Origin of the sequence: Streptomyces sp. NPDC058534, from assembly GCF_042717365.1 — a bacterium.
GTDB lineage: Bacteria > Actinomycetota > Actinomycetes > Streptomycetales > Streptomycetaceae > Streptomyces.
Window position 1 is genome coordinate 17,551 of sequence record NZ_JBHXNW010000025.1, and the last position, 12,032, is coordinate 29,582.

Here is a 12,032-nt window from a genome sequence, read left to right on the forward strand (position 1 = left end):
GGGCGCTACTGCCGGGGGCCCGCCGTCTGCCCCGGCGGAGCGGGCGCGGGCCGGGGGGGGGCGGTCCGCAGAGGTCGGATCGCCGCCCCCGGGCCGGTTCGACCGGAGCCTGCGGGGGAATGTCAGGCCCTGGCACGAGGGTACGGAGACCGTCCCCCGCGCCACACCTGGCGTTCGTCAGGCGTGGAACTTACCTTCGGCAGTACGGCTCATGCCCCGCTGCGCTGTTCCCGCAGGAACTCCGCCACGCGGAAGGCGAGTTCGATGGACTGGGCGGCGTTCAGCCGCGGGTCGCAGGCGGTCTCGTAGCGGCTGGCCAGGTGGGTGTCCAGCACCTCGTCGAGGTCGCCGCCGAGGCATTCGGTGACGTCGTCGCCGGTGAGTTCGAGGTGGATGCCGCCCGGGTGCAGGCCCTCCTCGCGGTGCACGGCGAAGAACTCGGCCACCTCGGTGGTGATGTCGGACAGCCGGCGGGTCTTGTAGCCGCTCTCCGAGACGAAGGTGTTGCCGTGCATGGGGTCGCAGGCCCACACCGGTGTGTGCCCGGCGTCCCGCACGGCCCGCAGCACCGGCGGCAGCAGCTCCGCGCCGCGTCCCGCGCCGAGCCTGCTGATCAGGACGAGCCTGCCCGGGGCGCGGTCCGGGTCGAGCCGCTCGCACAGCTCGCGCAGGTCGGCGGCGCCGGTGGACGGGCCCACCTTGACGCCGACCGGGTTGTCCACCCCGGCCAGCAGCTCCACGTGCGCCCCGTCGAGCCGCCGGGTGCGGTCGCCGATCCACAGCATGTGGGCGCTGGTGTCGAACCAGCCGCGCCGCTTCTCGTCGTACCGGATCAGCGCCTGTTCGTACTGCGGCAGCAGCGCCTCGTGCGAGGTGTAGAGCTGCACCTGGTGCAGGGCCGCCTGGGAGCGGGTGTCCAGGCCGCACGCGGACATGAACCTGAGGGCCCAGGTGATGTCGTCGGCGGCCTTCTCGTAGCGCTGTCCCGCGGCGCTGCGCCGGACGGACTCCTGGTTCCAGTCGTGCACCTGGCCCAGGTCGGCGTAGCCGCCGAGGGTCAGCGCGCGCAGTACGTTCAGGGCCGCCGACGCGTGGTGGTAGGCGCTCAGCAGCCGGCCGGCGTCCGGGCGGCGGGCCTCGGCGGTGAACTCGGGCCGGTTGACGATGTCGCCGCGGAACGCGGGCAGTTCGACGCCGTCGACGGTCTCCGTGGGCCGGCTGCGGGGCTTGCCGAACTGGCCGGCGATCCTGCCCACCTTGACCACCGGCAGACCGGATCCGTAGGTGAGCAGGATGGCCACCTGGAGGATCACCCGCAGCTTGCCGCGCACCCCGGCCTCGGTGCAGGAGCCGAACCGTTCGGCGCAGTCGCCCGCCTGGAGCAGGAAGCCCTCCCCCGCCGCGACCTGGGCCAGCGAGCGGCGCAGGTCGAGGATCTCCTCGGGGAGCACCAGCGGGGGCCGCAGCGCGAGGGTGTTCTCCACCCCGCGCAGCTCCTCCGGGTCGGGCCAGTCCGGCTGCTGGGCGGCCGGGCGGCTACGCCACGAGTCCGGGCTCCACGCGGCCCGTCCGCCTCCGTCCGCCGTCCGGGTCCCGTCCGGGGCCGCCCGTCGTGTCGTGTGGGTGTCGCTCGCCGTCATCCGACCAGTTCCTTGATCGTGGCACCGGGATCCCCGGCCCGCATGAGCAGTTCTCCGACCAGGACCGCGTCGACCCCGGCCCCTTCCAGCGCGCGGGCATCCGTCGCGCCGCGTACGCCGCTCTCCCCGACCATGACGCGTCCGGCGCCCACCCGCCCGCGCAGCCGGGCCGAAAGGGTCCGGTCGATCGAGAAGTCCCGCAGGTCGCGGTGGTTGACGCCGATGATGTCGGCGCCCGCCGCGAGGGCCACGTCCACCTCCCGCTCGTCGTGCACCTCGACCAGCGCCTCCATACCCTGTGCCCGGGTGTGGGCGAGGAGTTCGGCCAGCCGCTCCTGGCTCAGCGCGGCGACGATCAGCAGCAGGGCGTCGGCGCCGAGCGCGCGGGCCTCCAGGATCTGGTACTCGTCGGTGACGAAGTCCTTGCGCAGCACGGGCAGGTCGCAGGCGGCGCGGGCGACGGCCAGGTGCTCGGGGCTGCCGCCGAAGCCGGCCTCGTGGGTGAGCACCGACAGGGCGTGCGCGCCGCCGCCCTGGTAGGCGCGGGCCAGTTCGGCGGGCCGGTAGTCGTCGGTGAGCGGGCCCTTGGAGGGGCTGCGGGGCTTCATCTCGGCGATGACGCCGAGGCCCGGTTCGCGCAGGGCGGCGGCGAAGTCCCGGGCGGGGGGCGCGGCGGCGGCCAGGCCGGCCAGTTCCGCCTCGGGGCGCGCCGTGCGCCGGCGCCGCGTCTGGAGTTCCGCGTCGGCGACCAGGGTGGCGAGGATGCTCATGCCGGTACCTCCATGTCCGCGCGCTGCCAGGAGGCGCGGGTCCAGCGGTCGAGCAGGTCGGCGGCGGCGCCGCCGTCCACGGCGGACGCGGCCAGGCGCAGGCCCTCGGGCCAGGTGCCGGCCAGGTCGGCGACGCGCAGGGCCGCGGCGGCGTTGAGCAGCACGACGTCCCGCGCGGGGCCGCGCTCACCGGCCAGGACGCGGCGGACGACGGCCGCGTTGACGGCGCGGTCGCCGCCGGCCAGGTCGCCGGGGCGGGACCTGGCCAGTCCGTGGTCCGCGGGGTCGAAGCGGTGGGTGGTGCGCCGGCCGTCGCGCAGCTCGACCATGTGCGCGGGTGCGCCGGTGCTCAGTTCGTCCATGCCGTCCTCGCTGTGGAAGACCAGGGCGCTGGTGACGCCGAGCCGGTCGAGGACCTCGGTCATCGGTTCCACCAGCTCCCGGCTCGGCACGCCCAGGGTGCGCAGCCGGGCGCCCGACGGGTTGCACAGCGGCCCGAGCAGGTTGAAGACGGTCCGGGCGCCCAGTTCCCGGCGCGGGCCCGCCGTGTGCCGGAAGGCCGGGTGGAAGACCGGGGCGAACAGGAAGGTGATCCCGGCGCGGTCCAGGCAGGCCGCGGCCTCCTCGGCGCCGAGGTCGATGCGGATGCCCAGCTCCTCCAGCACGTCGGCGCTGCCGCAGGCAGAGGAGGCGCTGCGGTTGCCGTGCTTGGCGACCCGCACCCCGCAGGCGGCGGCGACGATCGCGGACGCGGTGGAGATGTTGAAGGTGTTCAGCCCGTCGCCACCGGTTCCGCAGGTGTCGAGCAGGTCGCCCGCGCACGGTACGGGCGTGGCGAACTCCTGGGCGGCGCGGGCCATGCCGACCAGGTCGTCCACGGACGCGCCGCGCACCGTGACGGCCAGCGCGAACCCGGCGATCTGGGCCGCCGTGGCCTCGCCGCGCATGATCACGCGCATCGCCTCGGCGGCCTCGCCCTCGGTGAGGGGGCGCCGTACGAGCGTTCTCAGGGACTCAATCATCAGCGCACTCCAGGAAGTTCGCGATCAGCTGCTTGCCGTCAGGGCTGAGCACCGACTCCGGGTGGAACTGCACCCCGTGGACGGGGTGCTCGCGGTGGCGCAGGCCCATGATCGTGCCGTCCGCCGTGCGGGCCGTGACGACCAGCTCGTCCGGCAGACCGGTGGGCGCGACCACGAGCGAGTGGTACCGGGTGGCGGTGAAGGGGTCGGGCAGGCCGGCGAGGACGCCGCTGCCGTCGTGGTGCACCGCGGAGGCCTTGCCGTGCACCTGCTCGCCGCGCACCACCGAGCCGCCGAAGGCCGCCGCGATGCTCTGGTGGCCCAGGCAGACGCCGAGGATCGGCAGCCGCGCGCCGAGTGCGCGGACCGCTTCGACGCAGATCCCCGCCTCGTCCGGGGTGCCGGGGCCGGGCGAGAGCAGCAGCAGGTCGAACGCGGCGAGGTCGGCGAGGCCGACGGCGTCGTTGCGGAAGACCGTGGGTCGGCCGCCCTGCTCGGCGACGTAGTGGACGAGGTTGTAGGTGAACGAGTCGTAGTTGTCGACCACCGCGACCCGCGGCCCGGCACCCGGGCGGGCTCCGTGCGGGGCGCTCATGTCCCGGCCTCCGCCCGCCGTACGGCCGTGAGCATGGCCCGCGACTTGTGCAGCGTCTCGCGGAACTCGGCGGCCGGGTCGGAGTCGGCGACGATCCCCGCGCCCGCCTGCACGTGCACCTGCCCGTCGGCGACGACCATGGTGCGCAGCGCGATCGCGAAGTCGGTCAGGCCGTCCGCGCCGACGAACCCGAGGGCGCCGCCGTACACGCCGCGCCGCTCGGGCTCCAGCTCGGCGATGATCTCCATGGCCCGGATCTTGGGCGCCCCGGAGAGGGTGCCGGCGGGGAAGGCGGAGCGCAGGGCGTCCAGCGCGTCCCGGCCCGGTGCGAGCTGCCCGGCGACGGTGGACGACAGGTGCATCACGTGGGAGAAGCGCTCGACGCGCATGAGCCGCTCCACCCGGACGGTGCCCGGCTCGGTGACCCGGCCGAGGTCGTTGCGGCCGAGGTCGACCAGCATCACGTGCTCGGCACGCTCCTTCTCGTCGGCGAGCAGTTCCCGCTCCAGCCGCAGGTCCTCGGCGGGGTCGGGGTGCCGGGGGCGGGTGCCGGCCAGCGGCCGGGTGCGTACCGTGCGGCCGGTCGCCTTGACGAGGAGTTCGGGCGAGGCGCCGATGATGTGCCGGCCGCCGCCGAGGCTCAGGTGGTACATGTACGGCGAGGGGTTGGTCGCCCGCAGATGCCGGTACAGGTCGAGCGGTGCGGCGCGCAGGGGTCTGCTCAGCCGCCGGGAGAGCACGATCTGGAAGGCGTCGCCTGCCGCGATGTGCTCGCGGGCGCGGGCGACGCGGTCCGTGAACTCCGCCTCGGTGAGGTTGGCGGTCCAGCCGTCCGTCTCGGTGTCCGCGGGCGCGGTGTCGGCGAGCGGCCGGCCGGCGAACCCGGCGGGCCGGTCCGCCTCGCGCAGCCTGCGGTTGAGGTGCGTGATCCGGGCGACGGCGTCGTCGTAGGACTCCAGGGCCGGGCGGTACAGGGTCATCAGCAGGACGCGCCGGGTGGCGTGGTCGAAGACCACGAGGTCGTCGGCGGCCAGGAAGGCGGACTCGGGCAGGCCGGGCGGCGGTCCCTCGGCGAGGGGCAGGTCCTCGAAGTGGCGGGCCGCCTCGTAGCCGAGGTAGCCGACGATCCCGCCGTGGAACGGCGGCAGTCCGCGCACCGGGGCCGCGGACCGGGCCAGGAAGGCGCGCAGCGCGGTCAGCGGGTCGCCGCCGGGCAGGTCCAGCGGGACAGGGCGGTGGCCGACGTACGAGTAGCGTGCCACCCCGCCGGAGACGGGCACGCTCTCCAGCAGGAAGCCCGCCTCGTCCTCTCCGCACAGCTGGGAGAAGGCGGTGACGGGGCTGATGGCGTCGTCCAGGAACTCCTGGTGGAGCGGGATGACGTCGTGCTCCCGGGCCAGTGCCGCGGCGGCGGAGCGGTCCGGGACGGTGACGCGGGCCGCCTCGGCCGCCTCCCGGGCGTCCTGTGCATCGGGTGCGTCCGACGCATCGGGTGCATCCGGTGTGCCCGGTGCGCCAAGTGCGCCCGGTGCGTCCGGCGTATCCGGTGCGTCCGGCGTATCCGGTGCGTCCTGTGCGTCCTGTGCGTCCTGTGCGTCCGCGGTGCGCGTCCCTGCGGCGTGGGTGGTCATGCCGCCTTCCCGGCGGCGGCGGAGACCCGGCCCACTCCGACGACGGCGCGCCGGGGGATGGTGACGCGCCAGCCGCCGCTGGCCTCCTCCCGGCGCAGTGCGCAGGAGGTGAGGGAGCCCGGGGTGTCCGGGTAGCGGAAGACGGCCTTCGCGGTCTCGGCGACCCAGCGGTACGCCTCGGTCTCGGTGCGGCCCTCGAAGACCTTGACCAGCCCGTACATGTTGAGCAGGTACCGGCCGATCTCCAGCTCGGCCTCCTCGGGGGTGGCGCCGACGGCGGTGTACGGGTCGTCGATCTCCACGACCTCGCGGTGGTCGTAGCCGGCCTTCTCCAGGTATCCGTCGATCTCGTCCCGGGTGAAGTGCAGGAACTTGTGGCCGGTCGCCGAGTACACGTCGGTGACCTCCTCGAACCACACGTCCACGGGGGACCCGACCAGGAAGTCGTGCAGGACGAACGTGCCGCCGGGGCGGAGCATCCGGCGCGCCTCGGTGGCCACCGTCTGGCGGTCCGAGGGCGGCACGTGGTGCGAGCCGTAGGCCAGGAGTACGGCGTCCACGCTGCGGTCGCGCAGCAGCGGCTGCTCGGCCCGCTGGAGCAGCGCGGGTACGCCCGCCGCCCACGCCGTCGTCACCATGTGGGGGGACGCGTCGCAGGTGAGGATGTTGAAGTCGCCGATGCCCAGGTCCTCGCACACCTTGCGGACCAGCCCGTCCCCGCCCAGCAGGTCGACCAGGACGGGCCGCTCGCCGTCCGGCGTGCGGCGGGCGGTGTCGGCGAAGCCGAGGAGCTTCCTGATCCCGGTCTCGCGGGCCCGCCGGTTGAGGGTCTGGGCCTGCACGTACTCCACGCCCCGGCTGCCCTCGCCGTCGGCGCCGAAGTCGTCGTGCCACGGCAGGGTGGCGTCCCAGGCCGCCTCCCAGGCGGCGATCCGCCGCGGGTCGGCGAGGGCGTGCAACTCGGGGTGGTACCGCCGCAGTTCCGCCAGCTGTCCCCGCACGTCGTCCCCGGTCACGGGGTGTCCGCTCGTCTGTGCGTGCATGCGTCGGGATCTCCTCGGGTGGGGGTGGGCGCGGGCCAACGCGATGCCCGCCGGGCGTGCGGGCACGACGCTAGGAGCGTCGACTTTCTGCTCGATATCGATCGGTTTTCGCCCCGCCGGGCCAAGAGCCGTCCCTGTCGAAAGTAAGGCGGAAGAGACGTCGTTCGTGCCTGGTGGCGGTGGATGGCGGGCTCCTACAGTCACTTGGCGGGGGACGCAGCCGAGACCGGAACTGAGCGCGGAGTCGAGCCCGGGAGGGCGTCAGGGATGAAGAACCAGTTGGACGAGCCGGGGGGCACGACACGCGTCGGCGGGAGAGTCGGCCTGAGCGCGGCGGAGGTCGCCGAACGGGTCGCGGCGGGGCAGGTCAACGATGTGCCGGCCCGGTCGAGCCGCAGCATCGGCGAGATCGTCCGCGGCAACCTGTTCACGCGGATCAACGGGATCATCGGCGTGCTGTTCGTCATCGTGATGATCGTCGGGCCGGTGCAGGACGGACTGTTCGGCGGGGTCATCCTCGCCAACACACTGATCGGCATCATCCAGGAGGTGCGCGCCAAGCGGACCCTGGACCAGCTCGCGATCGTCGGTGAGAGCCGGCCGCGGGTCTGGCGGGACGGGCAGCGGGTCGAGCTGAGCGCCTCCGAGATCGTCATCGACGACACCATCGACCTCGGTCAGGGCGACAAGATCGTGGTGGACGGCACGGTCACCTCGGGCGACAGCCTGGAGGTCGACGAGTCGCTGCTCACCGGCGAGGCCGACCCGGTGGTCAAGCAGCCCGGCGACCCGGTGATGTCCGGCAGTTTCGTGGTCGCCGGATCGGGGGCGTTCACCGCCACCCGGGTGGGCCGGGAGGCGTACGCCTCGCAGCTCGCCGAGGAGGCCAAGCGCTTCAGCCTGGTCAACTCCGAGCTGCGCAACGGCATCGACCGGATCCTGAAGTTCGTCACCTGGGCGATCGTTCCGGCGGGCATCGCGCTGATCATCACGCAGTTCGTGGTGAACGACGACAACTTCTCGGAGGCGATCCGGCGCATGGTGGGCGGTCTCGTCCCCATGGTTCCCGAGGGCCTGGTGCTGCTGACCTCCCTGGCCTTCGCGGTCGGTGTGGTCCGGCTCGGCAAGAAGCAGTGCCTCGTCCAGGAGTTGCCCGCGATCGAGGGGCTGGCCCGGGTGGACACGGTCTGCCTGGACAAGACGGGCACGCTCACCGAGGCGTCGATGGACATCGACGAGGTCCTGCCACTGCTGCCGGACGTGCCGGTCGAGGCGGTGCTCGGCGCGCTCGGCGCCGCCGACGAACGTCCCAACTCCAGCCTCCAGGCGATCATCGAGGCCTACCCCGCTCCCGAGGGCTGGCGGCGCACCGCCACCGCGCCGTTCTCGTCCGCGCGGCGCTGGAGCGGCGCCTCCTTCGTCGAGCCGTCCGGCACCGAGTCGGCGTGGCTGCTCGGGGCGCCGGACGCGATGCTGCCGGCCGGCCACTCGGTGCTCACCGCCGCCGACTCCTACGGGGCGCGGGGGCTGCGCGTGCTGCTCCTCGCGCGCTGTTCGAGGCCGCTGGACGCGCTCATGGACGACCCCGCCGCCGTACCCGACGCGGTCACGGCCGCCGCGCTCGTCGTCATCAAGCAGCGGGTGCGGCAGGAGGCGCCGGCCACCCTGCGGTACTTCGCCGACCAGGGCGTGACGGCGAAGGTGATCTCGGGCGACAACGCCGTCTCGGTGGGCGCCGTCGCGTCGAGCCTGTCACTGCCGGGAGCGGAGCGGCCGGTGGACGCCCGGTTCCTGCCCGAGGACCCGAAGGAACTGGCCGACGCCGTCGAGGAGAACTCCATCTTCGGGCGGGTCGGGCCGCAGCAGAAGCGGGACATGGTGGGCGCCCTCCAGTCGCGCGGCCACACCGTGGCGATGACCGGCGACGGCGTCAACGACGTCCTCGCGCTCAAGGACGCGGACATCGGCGTGGGGATGGGCTCGGGCAGCCCGGCCACCCGGGCGGTCGCGCAGATCGTCCTGCTGAACAACAACTTCTCCGCGCTGCCCTCGGTGGTCGCGGAGGGGCGCCGGGTGATCGGCAACATCGAGCGGGTGGCCAACCTGTTCCTCACCAAGACCGTGTACTCGGTGGTGATGGCGCTGGTCGTCGTGCTCGCCCAGGTGCCCTACCCGTTCCTGCCGCGCCACATCACCCTGGTCGGCTCCCTGACCATCGGCATCCCCGCGTTCTTCATCGCGCTCGCCCCCAACACGGAGCGTGCCCGGACCAACTTCGTCGGCCGCGTCCTCAGGTTCGCGATCCCGGCCGGCGTGCTCGCGGCCACCGCGACCTCGGTGGCCTACCTGATCGCCCGGTCCGTGTACGACGACAACCTGGACGCCGAGACCTCGGCGGCGACCCTCGCACTGTTCCTGACCGCGCTGTGGGCCCTGGCCATCATCGCCCGCCCGTACACCTGGTGGCGGGTGCTGCTGGTGCTGACCATGGCGGTGAGCTTCGCGGTGGTGCTGGTGGTGCCGTGGCTCCAGGAGTTCTTCCAGCTGAAGCTGGTCGGTGTCGCCGCTCCGTGGACGGCGGTCGCCTGTGCGGCGGTCGCCGGACTGGTACTGGAGGTGGTCTGGGCCCGCATGCGGCGCGGGCTCGACGCCGAGTGAGCGACCGGGCGGTCGTCCCCCGTACCGCCCGGTGAGAGGAAGGGACGCCCGGTCCGTGCCGGGCGTCCCTTTCGTCTGTACGGCTTCCTGACGCCACGGGCGTCACGATCCAGCCAAACCTCCGCACCGGTGCGACCGGACGCGACGGCTCCGGAGCGCCCCCGCCCCACCCGGCCGCGCCGGCCGGGGCGGGCCACGACATCGGCCGCCACCAGCGGAGTTCACGTTGTTTACACAATCCGCAGGGAAGGTGACCGACGGGTAACCGTGGGGCCGGATCCCAGCCCCGGGGGAATAAGAAACGACGCCCTAACCAAAGCCATGGCAGAGACCTGACGAAAGTTGAGTGTTGGAGTCAAAGAAGATCCGTATTATTCGACTGCAGGCAGGGGGGAGCCAGCTACGACGGATAAAATCCGCAGGTCACATTGGGCCGAGCCGCAGGCGGTGCCGCGCCGGCGACCACAACAGTGACATTCGCGACGCTCTCCCTCACACTGCCGCCCGGCCACCGGGCCGGGCGCATGGACCCGAGCGGAAGTGAGGAACTCACACAACCCAGGAACTCCTGACGAAGCAACCGGATCCGGAGGTGAGTGACATGGTGACGAGGGCCCTACCAGCGGCGAACCCGGCTGACCCGACCTTCGCGCAGTTTTCATGTCCGCGGCACCCGGAAGATCCGGAGCATTTCAGCACGCAGACATCAGCAAAACTTGACGCGGGGGTATCAAGAGGTCATGGATCTTCGGCTGATAGAACCGATATACAAGAGAATCGGCAATGCGGAGAACTCCCAAAAGGAAATACCCGCCGTCGGTCTCGAATTCGGAGTGCTCGGGCCGCTCGAAGTACATATGAACGGCCGAGGTCTTACGGTGGGCGGTCCCAGGCAACGGGCCGTACTCTCCGCCCTGCTTCTCTCGTTCAATCAGGTCGTCTCCTTTGATTCCCTGATAGAGAAAGTCTGGAACGGGCGTCCGCCGAGCACGGCGCGCACTCAGGTGGCCATTTGCATCGCCACTCTGCGCAAGATCTTCCGTACCGCGGGCTGGGACCAGGAAACCATCATCACGGCCACGCCCGGCTACATGCTCAGCCTCAGCGGCCACTCGCTCGACTCGCTCCGTTTCGAGCAACTGGTCGCCCGCGCAACGGAGCTGACGGTGGAGAACCGCCCGGCACCGGCGGCGGAGGCACTGCGCCAGGCGCTGGCGCTGTGGCGCGGCCCCGCGCTCGGCGGCGTCTACGCGCCCTTCGCCGAGACCGAGGCGGCCCGCCTCGACGAACAGCGGATGCTGGCCGTGGAGCAGCACATGGCGCTGCGCCTCCAACTCGGCGAGCACCAGGCCGTGCTGGGCGAACTCCAGGCACTGGTCGGCGCCTGCCCGCTGCGGGACCGGCTGCGCTACTACCTGATGCTCGCCCAGTACCGTTCGGGCCGGCGGGCGGAGGCGCTGACGACATTCCGCGACGGAATGCGGCACTCCATCGAAGAGATCGGTCTCGAACTGGGCACCGACCTCCAGTCGCTGCACGACTCGATCCTCCGGGACGAATTCCCACAGCTCGACGTCCCCGGCATAGCGGCGCCGCAAAGGGGCAGACAGCAGACCGTTCCCAGTCAGCTTCCGGAAAGCGACGCCTACTTCATCGGGCGTAGTCGGGAGCAGTGGCTGATGGATGATGTGCTGCTCGACGGATCCGCACAGAATCCATCCCCCATCGCCTACATCACCGGAAGTCCCGGAATCGGAAAGACGAGCCTCGCTGTCAACTGGGCGCACCGCACAGCCCACAGATTCCCCGACGGGCAGCTCTTCGCCGACCTCCGGGAGGGCGACACGCTGGGTGTGCTCCACCAGTTCCTGCGCCAACTGGGCGTCGAGGGCCCGCTGCCCGCCGAACCCGCGGACGCGGCCGAGCGGTATCGCGGGATGCTGGAGGGCAGGCGCGTCCTGATCGTGCTCGACCACGCCTCGTCGTACGCCCAGGTGCGTCATCTGCTGCCCACGAGCGGCGGGTGCTGCGTCCTCATCACCGGCCGGGCCAACCTGGACGAGCTGATGCAGAAGTACCGCGCCCTGCGGCTGCGCGTCGCGCCGCTGTCGGACGACGAGTCCCGGGAGACGCTGACCAGTGTGCTGCGGGACGCCAGGGCGGAGGACTCCCCCGAGGCGACCAGCCGGCTCGCCGCGCTGTGCGGGCACACCCCGCTGGCGCTGCGGGCCGCCGCGGCCCGGCTGCTCACCAAGACGCACTGGCGGGTCCTCGATCTGGTCCGCCGCCTGGAGCGCTCGGGCGACCGGCTGACGGAACTCAGCATCGGGGACGACTCGTTGCGCGCCCGGCTGGACCGCAGCATGCGGGACCTGGATCCCAGGGTGGCGTCCGCCTACCGGGAGTTGAGCCGTCTCGACGACTCGGACTTCGAGGCCGCGGAGGCGGCGAAGGTGCTCGGCACGGATCTGCTGGAGGCCGAGGACCTGATCGAGACGCTGGTCGACGCCCAGCTCGTGGAGGCGGTGGGCCGCAGCGCCTGGGGCGAGATGCGCTACCGGTGGCAGGAGTTGGTGCGGCTGCACGCCTTCCACTGCCTGGCGGCCGGCACCCCGTGCGGGGTGGGCACCGACTGATCCGGGTACGACGACGGCCCGTACGACCCTGCCGGGG

Annotated in this window: 8 protein-coding genes; 2 read left to right on the forward strand and 6 right to left on the reverse strand. The window is 72.4% G+C overall.

The features are described 5' to 3' along the window. Positions 1–209: 209 nt before the first annotated feature. The 6 genes from ACFWR9_RS17550 to ACFWR9_RS17575 are packed head-to-tail and all read right to left on the reverse strand — an operon-like array spanning position 210 to position 6,701. Positions 210–1,640, reverse strand: a complete 1,431-nt coding sequence (locus ACFWR9_RS17550; RefSeq protein WP_383842483.1) for a class II 3-deoxy-7-phosphoheptulonate synthase — start codon at positions 1,638–1,640, stop codon at positions 210–212. Continuing rightward, on the reverse strand, positions 1,637–2,410 hold the full coding sequence (gene trpC, locus ACFWR9_RS17555; RefSeq protein ID WP_383842486.1) for an indole-3-glycerol phosphate synthase TrpC: 774 nt from the start codon (positions 2,408–2,410) through the stop codon (positions 1,637–1,639). Before trpC ends, ACFWR9_RS17550 begins: the two co-directional genes overlap by 4 nt. Continuing rightward, the gene (gene trpD / locus ACFWR9_RS17560; RefSeq protein ID WP_383842489.1) at positions 2,407–3,432 is read right to left on the reverse strand and encodes an anthranilate phosphoribosyltransferase; all 1,026 of its coding nucleotides are present in this window, start codon (positions 3,430–3,432) and stop codon (positions 2,407–2,409) included. Before trpD ends, trpC begins: the two co-directional genes overlap by 4 nt. Then, positions 3,425–4,027 carry an anthranilate synthase component II gene (locus ACFWR9_RS17565; protein WP_383842492.1) on the reverse strand — a complete coding sequence of 201 codons (603 nt, stop codon included), beginning with the start codon at positions 4,025–4,027 and terminating at the stop codon, positions 3,425–3,427. Before ACFWR9_RS17565 ends, trpD begins: the two co-directional genes overlap by 8 nt. Next, positions 4,024–5,658 carry an anthranilate synthase component I family protein gene (locus ACFWR9_RS17570; protein WP_383842495.1) on the reverse strand — a complete coding sequence of 545 codons (1,635 nt, stop codon included), beginning with the start codon at positions 5,656–5,658 and terminating at the stop codon, positions 4,024–4,026. Before ACFWR9_RS17570 ends, ACFWR9_RS17565 begins: the two co-directional genes overlap by 4 nt. Continuing rightward, positions 5,655–6,701 (reverse strand): class I SAM-dependent methyltransferase, encoded by a 1,047-nt coding sequence (locus tag ACFWR9_RS17575; protein ID WP_383842498.1) that lies wholly within the window; start codon positions 6,699–6,701, stop codon positions 5,655–5,657. Before ACFWR9_RS17575 ends, ACFWR9_RS17570 begins: the two co-directional genes overlap by 4 nt. A gap of 267 nt (positions 6,702–6,968) precedes the next feature. Between ACFWR9_RS17575 and ACFWR9_RS17580 the strand changes: the two genes are divergently transcribed. Both ACFWR9_RS17580 and ACFWR9_RS17585 read left to right on the forward strand, forming a co-directional pair. Then, positions 6,969–9,359 (forward strand): HAD-IC family P-type ATPase, encoded by a 2,391-nt coding sequence (locus ACFWR9_RS17580; RefSeq protein WP_383842500.1) that lies wholly within the window; start codon positions 6,969–6,971, stop codon positions 9,357–9,359. 740 nt (positions 9,360–10,099) lie between these two features. Next, a complete protein-coding gene (locus ACFWR9_RS17585; RefSeq protein WP_383842503.1) occupies positions 10,100–11,995 on the forward strand; it encodes a BTAD domain-containing putative transcriptional regulator in 1,896 nt (631 codons plus the stop codon). The last annotated feature ends 37 nt before the right edge of the window (positions 11,996–12,032 follow it).